Source organism: Paenibacillus sp. EZ-K15 (assembly GCF_002573715.1).
Lineage (GTDB): Bacteria > Bacillota > Bacilli > Paenibacillales > Paenibacillaceae > Paenibacillus_AQ.
Genome location: NZ_PDHM01000018.1, coordinates 367,266 through 389,666 on the forward strand (window position 1 = coordinate 367,266; position 22,401 = coordinate 389,666).

Consider the following 22,401-nt stretch of genomic DNA (forward strand, 5'->3'; position numbering starts at 1 on the left):
CCCGATGCGCTTGATCGCTCTGCGGGCGGAAGCTGTTCCAACCTGTTGCAGCCTCTTGCGAAGCTGCTTGTACTTTGAACGCTGGTTCTTGACCCTTCTGCCGCGGAAGAATGCGGTTGTTCCTTGCGAATCATAGCTGACGGCGATAAAGTTGATCCCCATATCTACTCCGACGATTCTTTCGATGTCATGCGCATCCGGTTCGTTCACAGCTTGGGTCACGGGGATATGTAAGAAGAACTTTCCGCGCTTATGCACCAGTTTGGCTGTACCGAATGTCCATGTTCCATCCAAATAATGTTCCATCCCTTTGCTTTCAAAGGGGACCTTGATCCTCCCGGATAAGGTATTGACCGAAAACATTGGGTTTCGCATGGAGTAATCGCGGTTCCAGACCAAATCGAGTTCCGGCCTCTTGAATCGTACAAGAGTCCAGGGATGCCCATTTCCTTGAATAGACTTATAGCGGGCAATGACCGTCTTCATCACCGATTGCGACATTTGAGAGCGAAGCCCAAAATCGGCACGAAGCTTGCGATACGTCAAGAGATGCAGCTTCTGTTGGTGGAGCACCTTCTCTTCAAAGACGAGCTTCGATACAAATTGTCTGGCCAGCCGATAGGCATGGAGCGTCTGGAACAACAACTCTTCCTGCTCATGTGAAGGTGAAATTTTGATTTTGGCGGTAACCGTTAGCTTCAACAGGCCTCACCCATCCTTTCCGTGTGGATCTAAGTAGGAACAGGGACGTAGGTTTATATTTACCATTATACCAAACATTTGTTCTTATCCAAAGTGATTATTTGTTTTTTTGTTGAGAAAGAGAGGGATTTGCTATGATTCTATGGAGGGGAAAGAAACGTATTCCTCTCATGACTGAAACCACGAGTGTCCTTACGCAAATCATGAATTATGATGCTTGTTACATCATGATTGTCCTCCCGGAGTGGATATGATGGTATGCTCTCCCGACAGTTCCATCTGTTGCTGGATATAATGAGCTACGCCATCAAGTTCATTCGAGTCGATAATATGATCAGCCAGCTGCCGTATCCTTTCATGCGCGTTTCGCACCGCAATCCGGGTGCCTCCGGCTTCAAACAGCCCAACATCATTGATGTGGTCGCCGAAGACGACCGTATTCTCCAGATCAATACCCATATGGGAAGACCATAATTGGAGTCCGTCATTTTTGTTTGCTTTGGCATGACTGAACTCCAGGAAAAAATGGTTATGGATGTAGTAATCCGGCATTATATGAGCATGAATCACATCACCGAATAATTCCATGACCTCGCACCGTATCGGCTCCAATTCCTCAATAAGTCCAATGTATGTAAGAGCTAGCGTCCGGTAATCCGGCGGGCAGTTCAGAGTCTTCACTTCCATAAATCTCGGATCATGGGGGCGACTATGATAAAAAGCCTTCTCTCCCTCTCTCCGCAGCGCCTCATGCAAAACACGCTCACGATGATCCACATCCAATGAAAAATAGTAAGGAGTAATACCAAACTTCCTTCCCACGTCGATAATCTCATTCGAGATGTCCCGTTCAAGCCAGGATCCATCGATTACTGTTCGATTTACCCCGTCATATATCAAAGCGCCGTTATATAGAATCAGCGGGTACTTCCAGGAGATTTCCGAGACGACGCTTTGAGCGCTAATATAGCCGCGGGCAGTAGCAAACGTGACGACCACGTCCTGCTCCAGCGCATTCGTGATAACATCCCTAGTATAGGGTGAGAGTGTCTGATCTGATCGTAGAAGCGTTCCATCCAGGTCGGTAATATATGCTTTTTTCTTCATCATGAAGCAATGCCTCCTTCGCCGTCCAGTATGTGACAAAACCCAGCCATAGAGTAGCTCTTTCTAAGACTGGGCCTTTATTATGATTTAGACATCTTCCATGATTATACAACTTCTAAGTTGGAGAGGGTAAAGGAATTCTATAGAGTCATCAATATGGCATAACTTGTCTAGGAAATGGCACCTCCGAGATTTATTTAGTGATACGCGGCTGAAGATAATCTATAACTTCTTCTATATGCTGAATCTCGGCAAGCGGAAAAACACCCATGCTGTTCATTCTCGCAATGTTCCCGCGATAGGCGATAAATGGAATTCCGGCGCTCTCGGAGGCCTTGCCGTCCACCCAGGCATCTCCGACAGACAACCATTCCTTCGGTGATGTATGAGGGAAATGCTTCAGTACCTCCAAATAACCATCGGGTGCCGGCTTTAACAAGCCCATGGCTTCTCTGCCAATAATGAGATCAAAATATTGCGCAATCCGGTTCTCTTCCAATACGGCCATCGCTGCTTCCACCGCATTATTCGTCACAATGGCCAGATGCATCTGCCCATGCAAGTGCTGAACAAGCTCGCTTGCACCCGCTTCTAGTTCTGCACCCATCATCCCTCTCATCTCATGTTCTTTGGCAATATTCCACATCGCCTGACGAAGATCTTCCGACAGCAGCCCTGTATTCATGGCTTCAGCAATAATGGTTGAGGTGGTATGGGTGCCCATAGACAGACCTTGGGGCAAGATTCTGTGATGGCATAGAAAGGCGTAGATGTCCCTCTTCATTGCGCCAAAATCAATGCTGGAATGCAGCAGCGTATTATCCATATCAAAGACAATGCCTTTTACTGTAAACGCGATATCTAATCAACTCCAGTCATGGAAACGCCTTGAATTGCGGCTCCAGCAGGTAAGCCTGATTTGGGTATTCGGATCAGTGATGTGACGCTTGCCTGGTCAGGGTAATCCTCCGTCCCATCATCTGCTTGTGAAGCTAAAGTGATATATAGATGATTCTTTGGATCCCCTATCTGTTCGCGGGTCATCTTCATGGATGCGATCCGAAAACCTTATAGAAGCTGCTCATACGGAACTTGAATATAGTCTGTCTCGCGGATTTCCCTTTCTACTACCGTTACACGCTCCGCATCGTAGGAATTGTCTGCTCTATGTTCATAACAGCCTGAAATCAATATCATCATAACAATCATGGTGAACGTCAGCCGTCTGTTGATGCGTAGTCGCAAAAAATGAACACACCCCTTCATCCCTAATCATACACAACTTCCGTACCGGCGATAAAATCGTGAAGGGAACGCTTATCCTCGCGCATCGCAACCATAAAGATACTCACGATGAGACCAATTCCAAACGTTAGCGTATACACAATACCCGCTACGAGGTTGCGGAGCAGCATCGTTCCTATGCCCGGAGGCTCAAGAAAATCGAATTTGCGTATGCGAATCCCGCATAAACGCTTGCCGATGGTATAACCATTCCAATACACGGGCACCAACATAGCATACAGACCGTAAATCAGATTAGAAATGGGTTCATTCTCATAATTTCCCGTGATAATCCCTGCAATGATGGATAAAGGAAGAGCAATAATTAGTCCATCCAGAAGATTGGCGCCTAGCCGGATCCAAAAGCCGGCAACTTGGTTTTCGCCCATCAATATACCTCCTTAAAAAATCAAGATAGCATTCAATTATGGACTCCTATCGGCGTTATCTGTCTGATCAAGCTCCTCCCAGTTATGCTTGATCTTGTTCATGTCATCCTCTAGCCATTTACGAATGATTGGGACGATGATGCATAAGATACCAATAATCAAACTGATGATGCTGAATATCAACGGCCCTTTTCCAAATTCCGATAACAAATCCTCAAACATCTTAGGCCTGTATATCCCCGCAATCGCTGCCGTTAAATACCGGATACCGTACAAAAAAGCCGAAATACAGATGAAAATAATGCCCATCGTTTTATTGTTCATAGGGTGCCTAGTCCTTCCTATTATCAGTTACTTCATCAAGCAAGCAGCGGCAAATAATTATACCCCTTGGCTAATTAGCTCACTTCTAGCTGAGATTAACCACGGATGCACCAATTTCATTTTGTCACGTTGATTCCATACATGGTCCAAATACACAAGCGCCGCTCCGTCTAAATCCAGTTCGTCCAGTTTAGTGCGCATGTCCGCTTGATAGGCGTGATCGCCTTCAAGTTCCCAAGAGATCTTATCCGCAACGAATAATACCTTATCCAATTGGCTTGCCCCGGCTTTTAACGTTGTATGGCATTCAATAGCGTTCAATATGTCCGGAGAAGTGCAGCCGAAGATACGCTGAGCCATTTCCATGGAAAGCTTCTGATGAATGATCCTGATATATCGGTGTTCCTCTTCCATAATGGGTAGAGACCATTCTTCCGCGGCCTCCTTCATTTCACTTACCGAAATAGCATTGCTGATATCATGCAGCAGCGCCGCCTGCCGGGCTGCATCTGGGTTTACATCAAATAACGGTGCGATGGCTAACGCCTCTCGAACTACATTCATGATATGCTCAAACGTTTCCTGCTCTCCATGCTTGATGAGAAAAGCTTCTACATCATCCCTTAGGTAATATGTAAACTCTATGCCATGAGTCAGCTTACTAAACACGGAATCCATCATCATAAACCACACCTTTCCACACAACATTTTCCAATACCTCATATCATTGTAAGCTCCGGTTCCTGATCGAACAATAGTTTTTACCACAATTGCCCATATACGCGTCATCCAGCTCATGTTGAGAATGTAACTTCTACACAACAAAATCAGCCACAAATAAAAAAAACAGAATGACTTTCCTACATCGTAGTTAAGCCATTCTGCTGCCTGTTATAAACTATTTTATGTATGATCGAAATATGCGGTTACGTTTATCTGCTCCTCGATTTCATAATGACCCCAAGCAAAACATAACCGATGGTAACTCCTACCGAGTTCAAAATAAAATCATCCACATCTAGGCTTCCCCGCCGGGAGATCAGCTGTGTCATTTCGAGCACGAATAACCCGGTCAAAAAGTAAGCAAACATCTTACGAAATCGAATTTGAAATGCAAGCGGAATGAGTACTCCAAAGGGCACAAACACAGCGATATTTCCAACGATATTAATCAACGAGCCCATGCTGCGAATAGGAAAATACCTTGCCATCGTCGAGAATGGAACCAGGTTATAACTGAAATCCGGCTGAGTTGTCCTCCCGAATCCCCAAATCATCCAGTAAGTTAACAACATGGTGTAGCCGATGAGGAGGATCAAGGCGATCATTTTAACATGCGATTTCATGAAGGTCTCCTGTAAAACTGAATTCACACATATTTATCCAATACGTAATCCTCGATCATGTCAATATTTCTGCGTTCCTGTGCATACTGTTTAATGTGCTTCTTAATATTCGGATACAAAATAATGTCGTCCAGTTGCTCGAGCGGAATCCATTTCACATCGGTTTGATTCGGATCTGGCACAGCCGGAAGTTTGGGGGACGATCCTTCATGTGGATAACATTCAAACACGATGTATAGCGTGTGAATGTCCGTTATGTTTTTTCCTGGCTGCTTATGAGGAGCATTGTCGTACACAAACACGACAGGTCCAGCCTCTGCTTCCAGCGTGGTTTCCTCATACAATTCTCTCAAGGCGCCCTCCATGATCGACTCTCCTGGCTCGGCCCCGCCCCCTGGCAAATTGTAATGCAATCCGTTCTCATCTACATACTCGACCAATAACACATGCTCATTCTGAAAAACCAACGCTGTCGGTCTCACCCGAATATGATACGTCATCATAACCACCTCTCCACGGCTTACAAAAACGGCCGAACGTACTTGATCTGTCTATCATACAATCAACGCAGCCAACATGGAAATATTATGTATAATATCAGAAAAAAAAGCTACCCGGTGATCGCATCGAACCCCCAGATAACCTTCATCCCTCAATAAAGTTCGATTCGATACGTCACTTAACATTCTGTTCGATCGTTATCATCCAGTCTCACGGTTTCTCCCGTTTCGCGGGAAACATTCGCCGCCTCCAGAAAACGAATGATCTCCAGCGTCTCTGATAAAGGAACATCCGAGACACCTGTCGTGAACATCCTCATGATCTGCTCCAGCAAACTCGCATAATAGGGTTTGGGATGCTCCATAATGTCCACAAAGCGGCTAGCCTCCGTGCGATGAATGGTCATCCCAAATCGATCATTACCTGCACGGTTGCCCCGAATCGTCCCGATTCTCCCATCATTCCAAACCGCTGTTAATACCTCATGCAACTCCGTCGCGGCGACATGTACGCTTACGCATCCAGGTCCGAGAACGCGGTAAAGCATCTCCGCCGCGTGGATTCCGTACCAGAAAAATCCCGGCTGTGTAGGTTGAAGGGGCAGCGGTCCGGCGCAGTCCACACCAATGATATCATCCACACCGCCGCGAGCAAGTTCATCCTGAAGTCCTTGCGCATATCGAAGAGACGAGCTGCTCATAACGGTAACCTGAAACTGCTCCGCCAGCTCGGCGATTTCCATTGCATCCTTACTGTTCACTGCAAACGGTTTATCAATAAATACCATTTGGCAATGAGGGGCAATCGCGCGAAATAAGGGCAGATGTGATCTCCCGTCGACCGCTTCGAGCATGACGGCATCCACCTGCTTGGCCACGTCTTCCGGAGAATCCAATATTTCGGTTCCCCATGCAACGAGTTCCTTCGTATACCCATCCACCCGGCTTATGCTGAGATCGAAGTCCGGTGATCCTCCGGGAAATGCCGCCGTAACCCGTGCGCCGGGAACGTAATAGGGATGCGCCTTGTCATGCAGCATTTTCGCGAAAATGGAGACATGCGATGTATCCAAACCAATCATACCGATTCTCAAAGTCATAAGTTCATTCTCCTTTACCTTCAGCATTTTAGATGATTACGCAGGCTTTTCCATTTCGCTGCGTTACTAAGGATATCCAGCAGCCGCAACATAGGCTCTTCTTTCTACCATCTTATCACCCTGAACCACTAAAGGACGTGACTTTAATTCGTCTTTTAACCCAAAACCGGATCCAATACAAAAAGACCGCCTCCATCTGATTATCAGACGTTGGCAGCTTTTTTAGAGGACTTATAAATGCCTCGTGCAGTTGTATAAGGAGCAATTCCATGCACCGTTGAACTTGGTTAGAAGCGTTAAGGAGGTGTTATCCATATAGGTTGTTGTAAACCGCTGGGGTAGCAGTTTTTGCAGGGATAATCCAATGACTGCGCCATGACTCACAACGAGAACATGCTTGTTCTCATATGCTTGCATTACTTCCTCCAAAAACTGAGCTCCCCCCTCAGCAACATCCTCAAACCGCTCCATGCCTAGGTCCAGTTCTCTCCAGGAGTGTCCCCAAGTAGCCACTCTCTCTTCCTCTGTAGTTCCTTCAATAAGTCCACAATCGTTCTCGCTGATTCGTTGATCTTCCATGATATCAAGGACAGAGATCTCTTCAGCAATGATCTGCGCAGTCGCTTTGGAACGGATCAGGGGACTTGAGATGATGATCTCCAAAGACTCTCTCTTTAAGCGTTCAGCGATTCGTTGAGCCTGTTTACGACTGCATCCTCCATTTTATCACGATGAAGCGGTTGGCCAGAGCCGCAAGAGCAAACACGATGGCAAACGTTATAAAGCCTGAGGATACCTGGCATGCCACCGCGGTTGCAAAAATAAGAAATTCGATGAGCAGCACCACAGTAAGCGGCAGCTTGATCCTTGCCTTAGGAGAGATGGTCATGCCCCAGATGACGGCTGCAAGTAGCGGAAGCCCAATACCGAGTACGACCTGTGCCATGAGTCCGGAACCATAATGGAAGCCCCAGTAACCTATCGAAAATAATAGAATCAATTCCAAGATAAATCGGATGGCGAGATTCAGCACTTTGAACATGGAGGGGCACCTTCCGTTTCATGTCGTACACCTATTTTTACTGCAGACATTAAAGTTCGATTTGCTCCAGGTGATGGATCAGATGATCCACATAATCGTTAAACAACCACTCCAGCGTGACCTCGGTTTTATCGGGCAGCACACATTTTTTCTGGAAATCAGACGAGTCAGCTTTGCGCATGACACGCAGAATCATCCGATTCAGTTGCTGCCATAGCAACAACACTTCCGATTGATCATATTGATCCTGGTAATTGTTCACCCGGACCCAATCGTTCTGCGCGTACCCCTGAATGGCAATCGGATAATCGGACAGCAAAATTTTTACAAACCGGATATGGTTATTTACCGCTGAATCGCAAAGATGGCCCAGGATCTCCTTCTTGGACCATTTATCAGGCGCAAGCTTCAGATTGAACTCCACCTCATTAGTCGCCGTTACTATCTCTGTCATTTCGGTAATCAATGATTCCAGCTTCATGATTGACTCCATACGCTATTCCTCCTAAGAGCTCCTCTCAGCCAATAAGCTTAGAGAGCTTGGTTCCATTCTATTCGTGCAATCGGCATTCCCACGAAATCGCTATACTGCTTGGCAGCTTCCATAAACTCATCTTCTCGATCATTCCTTGGCAAAAACGGACTAAATGCGATTTCGATGCCGCTGCGCTTGATCTCCCGCTTCCAGACACCGACCACTTCCCCGCCTGCCACCATCATCGGTTGAAAAACCCCGTTGCGATGGGGAGCGATCTTCGCATCGTGTTCTATCTCTATGATCGCGCTGCGATCCTTGTAACCCAAGTAATATTCATCGAAACCCGGAAGCAGAACCACCGAATCCGTATCAGCGGACACGGCCGGTGTTGTAACGGAACTCCAGTATTCCGTGCCGTTGACAAAATCTAAACGAAGGTTTGATTTGACGGCCTCAAAGCCTCGTTTAGCTTCTGTCAGCGTTAATCCGACCCACCACGCAAAATCCTGAATCGTTGCGGGCCCGTGACCTGTAAAATAACGAAGTGCAAGCTCCGCCAGCGATTCCTCTAGCGTAAGCTCCCTCGAATTCGGGACCCACTCGTCCAGCAGCACGAAACTCTGCTGTTTGCCTTCATGCGGGCCGAAACAGATCATGCCTGTCCGCCCCAAATATCCGAGAATGAAATAACCGCGGCCATTCTTGGTGCTGATCCCCGCTTCCTCCAGCAGCTCCATCAGTCTAGGGCGGGATACGGGGGTACAGCCACTCAGCGCGTTGCCAATGATCGTACGGCATCGATGGAGCGTACCTTCGTCAAGCTCAAGTTCGGCCTGCTTCTTCTTATCATGCGTGTGAAAGCGCGATGCCGTCAGCTTCAGCATCCACTGGGCATCCTCGGCCGGCACAAAGAATATCGTCCCCCGCATCGGCCAGGTCAGCACGATCTTGCGATCGATCATGGCCCGCTCTACATCGGACAGCTTGGCAGATTGTGTACGGAGACCTATTCCCCATACCGCTTGATGAAAATCCTGGGCCTGCACAGCGCCGAGCCCTCTTACGACTTGCTCCGGACTCTCAGGCTTCATACCTGTTATTCCTTGATTGAACAGCCTTCGATTCGCTATGATTCGACTTGGCACAATGATCACTCTCCTAGGACATGAATATCTCGCGAGCCTCGAGCCTTCATTTTATATCCGGAATGGACATCCAGGCGCGATCGTTCTGCCAGCTCACCTCAACCGGCGTCTCAAAGAATGAGGACAAATTCCCGCTCGTCAGCATATCCTTGGAGCGCCCCTGTCCGAATACAGTGCCCCGGCGAATCAGTAATGAATGCGAGAAAATCGGCAGTATTTCCTCAATATGATGCGTAACGAACAGCAAGGTGGGCGCATCGGGCTTCGATGCCAGCGCAGTGATACTGGACAGCAGCGCTTCCCTCGACAGAAAATCCAGTCCGTTACAAGCCTCATCCAGAATCAACAGTCTTGGCGAAGCCATGAGGGCTCGGGCAATCAGCAGCTTCTGCTTCTCCCCTTGCGAACAGGTTTCATATGTACGACCCAGCAAATGGATACAATTGAAATCCTTCATGAGCTGCTCGGCTTGTTTCCGGTCTGCGTCATCCACCTTCTGATACAGGCCAATCGAGGCGTGTTTGCCGCTAATCACGACATCCAACGTCGATTCGCTCGGCCGGATTCTTTCCTGCAGTGAGGAGCTGACCCAGCCTATCGATTTACGCAATTCTCTTAAATCCACCCTGCCAAAAAGATGCCCGAGCACCGAAACCGTACCGCTAGTCGGCCAGATATAACCGTTAATCATATTCAAAATGGTTGTCTTCCCGGAGCCGTTCAACCCGAGAACAGCCCAATGCTCTCCTTGCTGTACGGTCCAATCCACGCCTGTAAGAACGGTCTTCTGATCCCGTTTCCAGGTTACGTTATTCAGTTCAATCGTTGTGTTCATTACTGCTTCCTCTCCTCTGTCATTCTACTTCGTCTCTACTTTTCTCTTTTCAAGGATTATACCAGCAATTACATATTCCTCAATAGGGAGATGAGATCCAGCCTTGTGAGCAGTCTACGTCTTGGAGTCAAGCTATGTATACCGAGCCGGACATTTCATATATTAAAGAGGTTTTGATCAACGAATTAACTATTGACAAATAATTATTTTTGTGTTATAATATAATATTTTACTATTTACATGAGTTTGCTGATTTGATAATCTACTTCTGCTCGTTCTTTTCTGGAAGTTGAATTTGGGAGAAGACATTCCTATATAGTGGAGGTATGTAACATGTTAATCGATCAAGGCATTGCAATGCTGGAAATTTCCGCAGCCATGATGGGACGAATCGAAACGATCCATCCAACATTCATATGGGATCATCAGAACCGGGTGCTTATCGATACCGGTTATCCCGGCCAGTTCCCGCTCATTCAAGAGCAGCTATCGGACATCGGGGTTTCCGTCCAGGATGTAAGCAAAATTATTATAACACACCAGGATTTGGATCATATCGGCAGTTTGCCGGCCATGATCCAGCGCAGCAACCACGCCCCGGAAGTGTTCGCCAGTGAAATTGACAAGCCTTATATCGAAGGAGATACAAGGCTTGTCAAATTATCGCCCGAGGCCATTACACAAGCGCTGGCTTCGATGCCGGATACCGTTCCGCCGGAGTGGAGGAACGCGTTTAAGCACACGCTAGAGAACTCTCCCACTGCACCAGTGAACAGCATTTTGCGCGATGGCGAGGAACTGCCTTTTGGCGGCGGCATCATCGTGATCCATACGCCGGGCCACACCCCGGGCCATACCAGCTTGTATCATATGCCGAGCAAAACCCTGATTGCCGCAGATGCCCTCAACGTGATCAATGGACAACTGATCGGGCCGGACCTGGCAACTACATATGACATGGCGTCAGCCCAGCTTTCCTTGCAGAAGCTGACTCACTATGACATCCATAAGGTGATCTGTTACCACGGCGGATTATTTACGGACAATCCCAACCAGCGCATTCGTGAATTGGCTTATGCTTAAGCGTTTGCCGGTCCACGGTCGATCAAGAAGACTTCACTTCTTTCTTCCGTCCGTCGATCCAGCTAATCTCAAGGTACCACGTATACGTGTCACCGGCCGGCACTTCGGCTGCTGCCTGACGATCCATGGCATACGAGAGATCATCGAGCAGTCCCGTAGCAGGCTCAAGCGCAAGATGGTATTGTCCCTGATAGCCGCCGTAATTCGCCCATATCGCTAGATAAGGCACCTTCTCCGTAGGAAACATCATGCGGAGTCCTTCCCCCGCAACCGGATCGTAAATGGAAACCGTTCCCTCCGGTAGCTCACCAGCAAAATAAAATTTCTCTGCCGTTGCCGCAAACCTGCTGTCCGTCCTGTTCAACCGAATATGGGGGCTTTCCTCCCATGGCTGCGGCCATGTCCGAATTTCGCCGGGTTCACCCAATCTGCCGTTAGCCGAATACGATACGATGATCTCTGTCAGCTCGTCCGGAACGATAATCTCAATGCCTTCATCGATTTGAAACAACGGATGTGCGGCCCACAGGAAAGAGAATGGGAACGGACTCGAATTATGAACGGCATAATCGATCCGCAGGGTATCTTCACGGGGGAAGGAGTAGGTTTTGCGCAGCTGATAGGGAATTCGGATTCCCTGCACGCTGCAGTGAAGCTGTTCTTCCTCGCTGTGCGCCTTTCATGGGATGGACCATACCTCGCCATGATCCGGAAGCTCCGTTCCTTCCCATGGATACGCGGGATACCGGCAAGGATTAATCGTAGGAAACATCTCATCCCAACCGCTGCCGTCCCGATTTTCGAAGGAGCTTGCATACCTGTTCGTTTCCAGCGCGCAAGTCGGCTGCGCCAGCCATTCCCGACCTGTTCTGCGATTGCGAAGCGAGATGACCCTGCTTCCAAGTTCAGGCACCACGACCATCTCCATTGCCACCGTCCGCCCTGTCCAAACCTCAAATCCATCCAGCATCCCTTTGTTCCACATCATCATCGTAATCCTCCTCCGTTGTAGTCAATGCATCACCCGGAATGCACAAATTCTCAAGGACCGTTCATAACGGCCCTTGAGAATGAAGTGTCGATCCCTTAAATAAACGTCTCGCAAAGCGCCAAATGCAACGCAGCTCCTTGATGGTGAGACTCCAGCTGCAGCACCTCGCGGAACAGGTTCTCGGCGGACTGCAAGTCGCAGAGTCCAAGATGCCCAAGCCCCATCATGTAGCGGCAATGAATTTCGTTCCTTCTGTCCAGATCTTCATCAAACACAAGGAAGTCCGGCAGCGATACGGCAAAGTAATCGATGCTCTGAGGCTCGAATATATGCTTCTCCCCGTAATCGATCAGCTTGTTAAACCGGCTGCGGGCTTCATTCTCCCGGCCCAGCCTACGTAGTGCGGCCCCTTGATAAAAAATCATGTGCGGCGGCTGATCGTTGTAATACATCGCGCTGGTCGGCTCATCCAGTCCCTCGGAAGCTTTCAGGAAGTACGCCTCCGCCTCATCAGACCGACCGAGCCCTTCGTATGCGCAGCCCAGGTAATAATCGATGTTGTTCTCCTGCGCTCCCGTGAGCTTCCCTTCATTGATGTTGAGCGGATATTGCTTGGCAGCAAGCAGCTGCTCTACGGCATCCTCGTAGCGATGCTCCTGAAGCAGCTGCTTCGCTAGCTCCACCCGGGCCAACACATACTGGGCCGGTACCTTTCCCTCGCCGCCTTCCCATGGGTGAAAGTTGCGTTTCAGAATCAATGCCAATGCCTCCTCATAACGATTCAGCGTATTATGCAGCGTCAAATATTCCAGATATAAATCATCTCGCTGCTCGACCAGCTCCAAGTGCTCCTCCATCGCATTCAAGCGATCGTCCGGAGCATGACCAAGCTTTTTATACAGCTGGTCCAGCTCGTAGAAGACCCTGGCGTCCGCCGGATTCAGCGAGAAGGCTTTTTGCAGCGATGTCAATGCTTTGTCGTGATCCTGCCTCTTGTTATAGAAAGCGAGCGCCAGATTCCGGTGCGGCGTAGCGAAGCTGTCGTCCAGAGCGACCGAAGCTTCCCAGCTGCTTATGGCTTCATCGTAGCGCTTCTTGTCGTACAGCAGATTCCCCAAGTAGTACAAAGCCTTCGCATCCTGAGGGTGTACGGCGAGCGCCTGCTTCAGCGTCGCGTAATCATGCAGGGAATTTGGGAAACAGTACGATGGATCGGCTTCTGAGGCCAATCGGTAACAAGCGGATGCCTCTTCCGCTCGGTTCATCTTCATTAAATAACTGCCCTTATAGTAATAAACCATCGGATATACGGCAGGCCCTGTAAGGCGTTCGATGCGCTGCAACACATCCAAAGCGTCGGCATATTGGCCTGCTTCCGCATAGTCCTGAGCCAAGGCGATATAATTGTGCGGATCATCGCGCAGGAGCTGGGCAAGCGATTCATAAGCCCGCTGGCTCTTATCTTCTCGCTTCTGTTCTTGATATACGGTTACCAGCTCGTTAATCGCCCCCGCATCCATGGGATCCAGCTTGAGCGTTTCCTCAAGCCATAACTCCGCATCGGCCAAGCGCCCCTGCCTTCTTAAGATGATGCTCTTGAGATGCCGCGCTTTATAATTACGGTACTGGGCAGCGAGGGATCGTTCGATCAGCTCGAACGCTTCATCATACTCCTGGTTCTCACAGGCAATCTGGGCCAAAGCCAGATATCCGGCGCCTTGCCAAGCCCCCGACCAGACCGACTTGTACAGATAAGCGTACGCTTCATCCAAACGGCCCTGCCACTTCAAGACTTTGCCTAAATGATAGAACGGTTCGCTGTCATATGGCCGGGCGTTGTGGCGGGTCAGGGTTTCGATGGCTTTTTTGAAGTAAGCTTCACTCTCCGTGAGGCAGCCTCTGCGCAGCAGCAGCAAACCGTAGGCATTGTTCAGCCTTGCGTCTCCCGCATCGCGCCAAAGACCTTCCATATAATAGGCTTCCGGTTCATAGGTCGCGTGCCGGTACTGCTCCAGATGCTGCCCTGCCAAGAACAGAGCTTCGGTATTATTCAGGTCCTCCGGCTTGCCAATCGCCGTGGCAGGGTCCGGTGTTCGCTCCAAGGTACGTAGCTTGGGCCGGTAAGAGATCAACTCTCTGCCGTCCGCAGCGAATACCACGACCCGCACATCTTCTTCCCTGACGCCTGGGTCCAATTCGATCACGGCCTGGAAGGTATCGGCTGGCGACAGTTTGACCTTTCGATCCAAATAGGTGCGTCCCGCTCCGGTCAACAGAATGCGAGCCTCTTCCCTAACTGAGGTGACATAGACATGGACAACGGCCTTATGGTCGTGGACTTCGAGATTTACGGCGGCGTCAATGGACGCATTCTTCACAAGTCCAATGTCTTTATAGGGCATAAAGTACTGCTTGAAGCTTTTCTCCTCATATGGCGCCAGCCAGGTGAAATCGGGCTGGTTATCGGTATACACGCCGGTCATGAGCTCGATGTACGGGCCGTCTTCGTCGGTCAGGTTGCGATCCCAGGCTTGGCCGAATTCGCCATGACCCCACGTCCACTGTTTTTTGCCTGGGGAAATATGTTTATTGGCGACATGCAGAATCCCCGCCTTCAAGCCATGGTCGTAACCGCCTACGAAATCGTAATCCGAATGATAAGCCATATAGGAAGTCGGAACGGGAATGTTGCGGTACATGGAAATATCGACGCCCGCCGAATAGTCCTGCTTATAGTACGTGCCGGTTGCGATCGGGAATTTGGACACGTCCCGTTTCCCATGGTCGAACACCGCGTGAACATCCGGCGGAAATACGGACTGGGTATGATCGTTGACCGCTACGGCCGGATTCGCCCACCACAGAAAGGTCTGCGGCTCCGAGGTCCTGTTATACATTTGTGCGTGAATTTCAAGATACGCCTTGCCCGGATAAAGCGTGAAGCCGGTTGACACCTTCGTGCCGTACATCCGGTCGATCTCGCCGACCCATACCGTCTTGCTGCCATCCGGATGATCCGTTAGGCTCCACTCCACCTCGCCATAGGTGTTCGGACGGTGATGCTGAGGCCAGTTAAACTCGATGCCCCCGGATATCCAAGGTCCCGCAAGGCCAACCAAAGCCGGTTTGATCACTTGATTGTGGTACACAAAGTCATAGTTGTTGGTTTTGTCGATGGCCCGGTAGATGCGGCCGCCGATCTGCGGCATGATCTGAATCTGCACGTAATCATTTTCAAGGAAAATGATTCGGTATGGCTTTAATACTTTCTCATCGTATATTTTATCGATGACCGGCAGCGGATAGACACGCCCCGAGCTCCCCTGATATACCCGTTTCTCCAAAAACATCGGGTTAAGGTCCGGCTTCCCCACTTCATACGTGGGAATCTCCACGGTCTCTTCCCATACGCTCACTTGCAACTGTTTTGTCATGAGTCATCATCCCTCCATTGGTATCAGCGCTGGCTGCTTTATGTCTCTATCTTATAAGCCCGCCTGCCGAAGAACCATTGACGATCTCATGTTGATGATGGATTATATTCTGATTATGAGGCGTTCATCCGGTTGACAAGGAGCCTGCCTCGATTCATAGTAAAGCTATGGATACCATACGAAAATCAGACGGATTTCAGTCCCAGAAAATCATTGTCCTTCCGGACCATATTATGAAAGAGGCCGCCCGGCATCCGCTTGTTGAACCGCTGCACGTGACCGACATCGGGTACTTTCCGCGCGCGCTTCATCACTACCGGGAACGCCCGGAGGGCAGCGGCGCGTACATCTTAATCTACTGCGTGGAGGGGGAAGGCTGGTACCGGGTGAACGGCGGCAAAACCTATTCTCTGCTCAAGGGGCAGGCGGTTGTCATCCCGCCGGATACGCCGCATGAATATGCATCAACGGAGTTTCATCCCTGGAGCATTTACTGGTGGCATATGAAGGGGACGCATGCAGGTTTATTGTTCGAGGGTTTTACCGGCGCAGCCGAACCCGCCATCGTTCCGGTCGACCAGTCAAGGAGTATCCTGGAGCTGTTTCAGGAAAGTTACGAGCTGTTGCAAAAAGGGTATACGCTGAACCATATCATCCATGTCTCGCAGCTCGCCGGCCACTTGGCGGCCGTCATCCGCCTCGCCCGGCTCCAACCACAGCGGGGGCAACACCAGCACAACAAGCATGACATGGAACAGACGCTTCGGTTCATGACCGAGCATCTGGAGGGCCATGTGAGCCTGAAGGAGCTGGCGGCCTACGCCAATCTGTCCATCCCGCACTTCACCTTCCGGTTCAAGGAAGCGACGGGCTACTCCCCCATCGATTACTATCTGCGGCTCAAAATCCAACGAGCCTGCCAGCATCTGGACCTGACCGGCGAGAGCATCAAGGAGATCAGCCACCGTCTCGGCTTCCAGGATCCCTACTACTTCTCGCGGCTGTTCAAAAAAATCATGGGAAAATCCCCTTCCGAATACCGAGATACCCGGAAGGGGTAGGTTTCTCCTCTTTATGTGTTGCGAGACGCTCCACGTACGAATCGTTCCTACCGTCGGTGTTGTCCCCAATTTCTTGAATTGGTTCTCGTCAAGGAAGAAATTCGGGGACAAAGGCGACCGCATTCGCTTCTCGGGAATCGTTTCATCCTTTCCGCTGCTTCGTGCTGATGCCATAATTTAAAAAAATGTTGCAGAAAAAGAAATCATCGTTTGGAATTATGGCCTGCGACCTTTGTGGTTACAGTTAAACATAAATCGAGGCTATCCCTAGTATATAAACTATCTTCTTTCCAAACAAAAAAACTACCCTGACGGTAAAAGTTCCTAGAACAATTGATTCACATGAAGTTTTCAAGTACCGTAAATCGTCCGGTAAGGATGGGGTGATAATGCAGGTAGTGTGGAGCAATCAACCTGTTCTTGAGAGTGTGCGTAGGGGCTAGAAAGAACAAGAAGAAGGCGCTCCATCACGCTGTAGTCTCCATGTTTCACTGCACTTTCTAGAGCGGCCTCTACCCGGTAATTTCGAGAAATTTCGCGTTGTAGGACGGTCTAACTGCCGTCGCCGATGCTTTCAGAGCGCCGCGATCCGCTGCCTGATACGCGGAAATAGTCCAATGGCATTCTGGTAGAATACCTTCTCATGATGCTGCTCAGGCACGAGCCTGCGAACGAATTCCGCATACAGGTCGATCGGTGCGAGCGGCCAGTCGGTTCCGAACAACATTTTCTCGTAATGATCACAGTACACCAGCGCCCGGCGAAAATGGTCCATGAACAGCGGTTCGTTCATGAACCGTTCAAAATGGGGCCGATCTCCGACGACAAGTCCGGACAAATCGGCGTAGACGTTCGGGTTCTTGGCCACCACTTCGGCGGCATCCATCACCCAGGGATCACCCAAATGGCAAATCATGAAGTTCACGCCGCGCTGCTGGTAGGCCAATTCATCTACGGTAAGCGGATGCGAATACTTCAGCAATCCGTTCATCGAGTAAGTATCGCCGGTATGAATCACCACGGGCATGCCGTACTTGGCAGCCAACTCATAAATCGGCGTGTAGATTTTGTCATAGACGTAATGATGGTAGTACCCAGCATATAGCTTAATTCCCGCCACCTCGGGAACTTGCAGACGAGCTTCAATCCTATCGAGCTCCTCTAGGGCGTGCTTGCCGGTGAGCATGTTCGGATTGATGCCGACGCATTCCATTAGGAACGGTGGAACGCTTTCTTGCAGGTCAAGACCCATCGGATTAGGTGAATTGGAATCAGGAAAGGCTCCCTTGGTCTGCTCCGTGACGCCCATTCCAATACCAAGAATGACGTCGTTCTTGTCAAACTCCGCCTTAAGTCCGGCAGTGGTGTAATCGACTTTGGACTGATCAATCGCTGTTTGATGAAAGCTGTCGATGTCCGACAGATGAATATGAATGTCAATGATCGGCATGTAAGATCTCCTTTTCGTCGGCAGGATTGGTAAAGGTCAGCTTCTGAAGGTCACGGACATCCTCCGAATTCAGATCGATTCGACCCAAGATCAGAAAAGTCGGCTGTGTCCAGGCGGTTTTCCCATTCAGAAGTGAAAGATGGTGATTCACATCGTGACTAAACACCTTGTTGTTCACATACGCTGATGAACTCTGATTGTGATAACTATTCACCATATGCAGCATGTTCTGACGAGAAACAGCGCCTATTCGCAAGAGTCCCTTGAAATGAAGCTCGGCTTCCAGCTTCCCGAGAAGGAACTTTCCTTCCCCGGGGATTTCCATCCATCCTTCGGAGAAGACTGGTGAAGGCTTGAAGAAATTATCATCCCTGAGCGAATAATGCGGCAGAACCAGGCCACTTTCGTTGGTCACCGAATGCAGCACGCAGAGAACAGGGACACCAGGCAGCATAAGGTAATGCTGGTCGATCGTGATCCCCCGATTCGCTTCCTGCTTCTCGATGACAGTGGTCATTCGGAGTCCCTTCCAGACGTTGCCGTGCAAATCCATCCGCTCCGCCCATGTCGCACTTCTCGGCTCCTGCTGTCGACTGAAGCCACTCATGCCGGGAATGTCCACGCCGAGTCCGCCGTACCAGGGATTCCACCAGGAACGCGGGGCAGCTTCCGGATACGAACTGTCCAACCATTCTTCGCCTTGGTGCTTCAGGGAATGCACGACGCTGCCGAAGCCAGGGGAAGCCGCTATGGAGAGAATCCCGTTGCTCACTGTGTACACGGGACCTGCCGCTCCTTCCTCCAGCCCGCAAACGACGGCTGCTTCCGTTTGGGGAAGCCAGAGAGCCGACCGCTCCTGAACCCAATCCTCGCCGCGATAAACGGCACGGGCCTTCCAACCGGATTCGCCATTTTCCGGGTCTTGCTTTTCCCCAGGGGAGTACTCAAAGCTCGCAGAACGAAGGTCCTGCTCCTTTTGCAACTTCATGTCGGCAACCTTCCGCTCCGGTTCCTCACCGTTTTGCACATACAGTTCCAAGCTACCGGCGAGCGGAACCATCTTTCTTTCGATAAGTTCTGCATTCAGCGGCCCAGCCAAGAACGGATTTCCGCCGCCAAGCGCCAGTTCGAGATGATCGTCCAGCATCGGTACGACCGGGTTCCGCAGCTTCCGGGCGAAGCAGCGGAAATCCCACCACTTGGCGAAGGTGTTTAGAGCAAACACGGTCGTCTTCGTTCGTACGACAGCTCCGCCAGGAATTCGGCCAAGATCATGCTCCAGACCAAGCGGGTATTCCGGGCGAAGCAGCTTCAGGGAAGGGTCCCAACAGATGCCGCAACCGACGTTCTCTTCCTTGCTGAACAGCCAGTTCTCCTTGATCTGGGCGCTGTCCCAATGATCCGGATCGCTGGAGTAAGCATCGCCCATGTCCACATAATGGCCCTGGTATGGCAGGATGAGCCTGTTGCCGAAGAAACCAAAATTCGTCAGCAGATACATGTTCTCTTCCAGCCCTTTGCTGCTGGTGTTGCAGATTTCGTGATAAAACTCGGCGATGCCGCTTGCGAACAGCTTGGCCACCGACTTTATCTCCAGGCCGGGGAAGTCTTCCGACTCGTAAAGGGCTTCAAGTACCTGACTCTCCCCTTCTGAGTAAATCTTCACTTCTTTGGCCTGCTTCTTGGAGAATTCTTCTGCAAACGGCTTACCCAGCTTCGGATAGTTCCACCAGAAACTGTGGTGGGATCCTGGATAATCGATCCACATGTTATTATCATGCTTGCTCAGATGGAGGGAGAATGCACCGTTCACGGCGACCCACTGTTCACCATCTTCCCCACCGAAACGGCCGTGTGTTCCCTTCATCAGGACGGACAGCTTGCTTGTGAAGGAAACCGCCTTTTGATCAACCGGAACTGCCGTCACCCCAACCTCTCGCGAGTAGAGTCCGTAGGACCGCAAGATGAAGGATACCGGGACAGAGGCTTTTCCTTTAGCTGGAAGTGTGAAGCGTACGACACGATCGGCCCATTCCACGCATCCATCCTCTGGCCATTCAAAAGCGAACTCCGCTTCCGAGGCAAAATGGTTCTCCACGTTCAGATACAGCTCGGCCGGAATGCCCGGATAAAGCTCCTTGACTGGCAGCGCCGTCTTCATCTTGACCGGGAATTTCGGAGCGATGCCTATTCGGAACTCGGCTCGCTTGCCACCGATAACCCATTGGCTCTTGACAACGGGATGGGTCTTCTTGTCATTCAGTTCTTCCCGGACCGGGTTAAGCTCGAATTCCCCCTCCACGATGACCGTCTCTCCCGGAGCGATCGTTTGTGCAGCAGTCAGCGCAAAACGGATACTCTTGTCGTCCTGGCCATTGATCTCAATCGCCAGCTTGGAAGCCGAGCGGTTCTTAATTCGATAGCGAACCTTGTAGGCAGAACCGAACACAAGATCGTGATCGTCGATTTCGGTGGAGATTGCATAATCAGGCGTGTCGAGAGCGGTCAGCCCGCGACCGGACTTTTCGAATTCCGCTCGCACGGAGAGATCTCCCTTACCCCAGGTGTATTCAAAGAAATCGAAGCCGCGCTCCCGGCGGCCATCCGGCTCGATGACGAGCTCGCGGGTGCTGTCTGCATACCAATCCAGCTCCTCAAAATAAGGAGCGAACGCTTCGGTTTGCAAGATGGTCGGAATGAAGTTCATCAGGTGGACGTAATCATCATTTTTTTCCCAGAAGAACCCGCATTTCTTGTACATCGGCACGGCTTTGGTGTTGCCTGCCCAGGTAAACAGATCTAGGCGTGGCCACCCCGCTTCAACTGTCTTGCGGACGGCATTCAAGATCAGATTACGGCCGACCTTGTAGCCGTGATAATCGGGCCGAACATTCAACAGCGGCACATACAGGGCCCCTTCGTCATGGCGGTAGTGGGCGAAACTACAGAAGCCGACAACCTCCTTACCATCGACGGCGAGAAACGCATGAAGATTGGACGAAATCTCCATCTCCCGGCGAACAGCGTCCTCCGTTCTCTGCCTGGTGCCGCCTCCCCAACTTTCGTTGCTGCGGTTCCACATATCAGTGAGCGCCCCAGCGTAGGAAGGGTCATATTCGATAATTCGGATTTGTTCCGCGGTGGTGTTTGTTGTCATGCTCTCATCTCCTTATCATCATCTAGAAGTATGTATTAAGTATAGCTACACCAAATTACTTTATCTGCACTAGCTTCAAAATTTGATATTTCATTAGAATTCATTAACATATTTATTTTATCGCCACCAATAGGTTCGTCATTATCAGCATTACAGAATTGTACAATCTCTACCATATACATCCCATTCTTCAATGCAATCCTATTGTTTGCACAATTTTCGTCTAAGAATCTTATTATCGCTAAATTGCGCATCCATAGTCAGGCAATCATAATCAACAATATACAATTTGTTATCCGTTATTTCTATATATCCTTCTGATCCTTCTATAGCACTCCAGATCATTTAACGTAGCTTCGAACTTTACTTCTATCGTCCATGAATGTTCTCTTCCTTCCTCGGTCATTTGGAAACTAATATTTTACCTTCTTCCATCTCATCTGAGAAATGTTTGAATAGCGACTCAAATTCCCAATCTTCATCTACAAATGTCTTATATTTATCTGCATTGACTAGCGCAATAAAATTAGTGTCACCAAGAGGAAGACAAAACTTCATTTTTAAACCTCCTCAAAAAATAAAGTGCTATTTCATGCCATAGGTTATATTCTTGAACACACCCTGATAAACCCTATGAGCTATAACTTATCATACTATAAAATGGAAGTATTTAGGCATACAACTAATCCACTACTTCAAAATAAAAACTCCTACCTAGGGGTCGCTTTCGATACTTTCAGCATGTTTTAGATACTCATTTTTAATATTGAAATTACTACTCGTCTAGGTTACCTAACACTTTTTCTTTTTATGTAAATGGTTGAGTTTAATGCTATACATTTGTTATTCTGGAAATTAGAAGCTTTTTAAATTAATTGGAGGTTTTTTCTGTGTATGGTATGTATATATTGCTCTTCTGTCAAGAAAGTGGACACCTTTAGAAGTTAAGCTGCATTCTCGTAGTAGAGCTGTT

23 protein-coding genes are annotated in these 22,401 nt (G+C 49.5%); 2 read left to right on the forward strand and 21 right to left on the reverse strand.

Annotated features, from left to right (window positions below):
• The 15 genes from CRG97_RS22020 to CRG97_RS22090 form a co-directional block, all read right to left on the reverse strand.
• The coding region (locus tag CRG97_RS22020; protein WP_237566528.1) for a transposase at positions 1-702 on the reverse strand (702 nt) is incomplete at its 3' end.
• A gap of 225 nt (positions 703-927) precedes the next feature.
• Positions 928-1,809: a Cof-type HAD-IIB family hydrolase gene (locus CRG97_RS22025; protein WP_098747443.1), complete on the reverse strand. Its 882-nt coding sequence runs from the start codon at positions 1,807-1,809 to the stop codon at positions 928-930.
• Between the two features lie 193 nt (positions 1,810-2,002).
• Positions 2,003-2,668, reverse strand: a complete 666-nt coding sequence (locus tag CRG97_RS22030; RefSeq protein WP_272914376.1) for an HAD family hydrolase — start codon at positions 2,666-2,668, stop codon at positions 2,003-2,005.
• Between the two features lie 209 nt (positions 2,669-2,877).
• Positions 2,878-3,054 carry a hypothetical protein gene (locus CRG97_RS33105; protein WP_161952959.1) on the reverse strand — a complete coding sequence of 59 codons (177 nt, stop codon included), beginning with the start codon at positions 3,052-3,054 and terminating at the stop codon, positions 2,878-2,880.
• A gap of 23 nt (positions 3,055-3,077) precedes the next feature.
• Complete coding sequence (locus tag CRG97_RS22040; protein ID WP_098747373.1) at positions 3,078-3,482, reverse strand: RDD family protein; 405 nt, start codon at positions 3,480-3,482, stop codon at positions 3,078-3,080.
• A 36-nt stretch (positions 3,483-3,518) separates the two neighbouring features.
• Positions 3,519-3,806, reverse strand: a complete 288-nt coding sequence (locus tag CRG97_RS22045; RefSeq protein WP_098747375.1) for a hypothetical protein — start codon at positions 3,804-3,806, stop codon at positions 3,519-3,521.
• Positions 3,807-3,863: 57 nt separating this feature from the next.
• Entirely contained in the window at positions 3,864-4,490 is a 627-nt protein-coding gene (gene yqeK / locus CRG97_RS22050) for a bis(5'-nucleosyl)-tetraphosphatase (symmetrical) YqeK (protein WP_161952960.1), read from the reverse strand.
• A gap of 248 nt (positions 4,491-4,738) precedes the next feature.
• Complete coding sequence (locus CRG97_RS22055; RefSeq protein ID WP_098747379.1) at positions 4,739-5,152, reverse strand: VanZ family protein; 414 nt, start codon at positions 5,150-5,152, stop codon at positions 4,739-4,741.
• 23 nt (positions 5,153-5,175) lie between these two features.
• Positions 5,176-5,652, reverse strand: coding sequence for an NUDIX domain-containing protein (locus tag CRG97_RS22060; protein ID WP_098747445.1), 477 nt, complete (start codon positions 5,650-5,652; stop codon positions 5,176-5,178).
• 179 nt (positions 5,653-5,831) lie between these two features.
• A complete protein-coding gene (locus CRG97_RS22065) occupies positions 5,832-6,752 on the reverse strand; it encodes a Gfo/Idh/MocA family protein (RefSeq protein ID WP_098747381.1) in 921 nt (306 codons plus the stop codon).
• Between the two features lie 231 nt (positions 6,753-6,983).
• Positions 6,984-7,415: a histidine phosphatase family protein gene (locus tag CRG97_RS22070; protein ID WP_237566529.1), complete on the reverse strand. Its 432-nt coding sequence runs from the start codon at positions 7,413-7,415 to the stop codon at positions 6,984-6,986.
• 40 nt (positions 7,416-7,455) lie between these two features.
• Positions 7,456-7,794 carry a YrdB family protein gene (locus tag CRG97_RS22075; RefSeq protein ID WP_098747386.1) on the reverse strand — a complete coding sequence of 113 codons (339 nt, stop codon included), beginning with the start codon at positions 7,792-7,794 and terminating at the stop codon, positions 7,456-7,458.
• A gap of 49 nt (positions 7,795-7,843) precedes the next feature.
• Entirely contained in the window at positions 7,844-8,287 is a 444-nt protein-coding gene (locus tag CRG97_RS22080) for a DinB family protein (RefSeq protein WP_098747388.1), read from the reverse strand.
• A 38-nt stretch (positions 8,288-8,325) separates the two neighbouring features.
• Positions 8,326-9,417, reverse strand: coding sequence for a winged helix DNA-binding domain-containing protein (locus CRG97_RS22085; protein WP_098747391.1), 1,092 nt, complete (start codon positions 9,415-9,417; stop codon positions 8,326-8,328).
• A gap of 46 nt (positions 9,418-9,463) precedes the next feature.
• The gene (locus CRG97_RS22090) at positions 9,464-10,252 is read right to left on the reverse strand and encodes an ABC transporter ATP-binding protein (protein WP_098747393.1); all 789 of its coding nucleotides are present in this window, start codon (positions 10,250-10,252) and stop codon (positions 9,464-9,466) included.
• Positions 10,253-10,585: 333 nt separating this feature from the next.
• Here CRG97_RS22090 and CRG97_RS22095 point away from each other — a divergent pair, with 333 nt between their 5' ends.
• On the forward strand, positions 10,586-11,335 hold the full coding sequence (locus tag CRG97_RS22095; protein WP_098747395.1) for an MBL fold metallo-hydrolase: 750 nt from the start codon (positions 10,586-10,588) through the stop codon (positions 11,333-11,335).
• Between the two features lie 22 nt (positions 11,336-11,357).
• On the opposite strand, the gene CRG97_RS33835 is transcribed toward CRG97_RS22095, so the two are convergent.
• The 3 genes from CRG97_RS33835 to CRG97_RS22105 form a co-directional block, all read right to left on the reverse strand.
• The gene (locus CRG97_RS33835; RefSeq protein WP_237566530.1) at positions 11,358-11,978 is read right to left on the reverse strand and encodes an aldose epimerase family protein; all 621 of its coding nucleotides are present in this window, start codon (positions 11,976-11,978) and stop codon (positions 11,358-11,360) included.
• Positions 11,979-12,014: 36 nt separating this feature from the next.
• Positions 12,015-12,326, reverse strand: a complete 312-nt coding sequence (locus CRG97_RS33840) for a hypothetical protein (RefSeq protein WP_237566531.1) — start codon at positions 12,324-12,326, stop codon at positions 12,015-12,017.
• Between the two features lie 95 nt (positions 12,327-12,421).
• Positions 12,422-15,760, reverse strand: a complete 3,339-nt coding sequence (locus CRG97_RS22105) for a tetratricopeptide repeat protein (RefSeq protein ID WP_098747398.1) — start codon at positions 15,758-15,760, stop codon at positions 12,422-12,424.
• 167 nt (positions 15,761-15,927) lie between these two features.
• On the opposite strand from CRG97_RS22105, the gene CRG97_RS22110 reads away from it, so the two are divergent.
• Entirely contained in the window at positions 15,928-16,821 is an 894-nt protein-coding gene (locus tag CRG97_RS22110) for an AraC family transcriptional regulator (protein ID WP_098747400.1), read from the forward strand.
• A gap of 574 nt (positions 16,822-17,395) precedes the next feature.
• Here CRG97_RS22110 and CRG97_RS22120 read toward each other — a convergent pair.
• The 3 genes from CRG97_RS22120 to CRG97_RS33850 form a co-directional block, all read right to left on the reverse strand.
• Positions 17,396-18,271, reverse strand: a complete 876-nt coding sequence (locus CRG97_RS22120) for an amidohydrolase family protein (protein ID WP_090907997.1) — start codon at positions 18,269-18,271, stop codon at positions 17,396-17,398.
• Positions 18,258-21,428 (reverse strand): GNAT family N-acetyltransferase, encoded by a 3,171-nt coding sequence (locus tag CRG97_RS22125; RefSeq protein ID WP_098747403.1) that lies wholly within the window; start codon positions 21,426-21,428, stop codon positions 18,258-18,260. The genes CRG97_RS22120 and CRG97_RS22125 overlap by 14 nt, the downstream gene beginning before the upstream one ends.
• A 402-nt stretch (positions 21,429-21,830) precedes the next feature.
• Entirely contained in the window at positions 21,831-21,986 is a 156-nt protein-coding gene (locus CRG97_RS33850; protein WP_237566532.1) for a hypothetical protein, read from the reverse strand.
• Positions 21,987-22,401 lie beyond the last annotated feature (415 nt).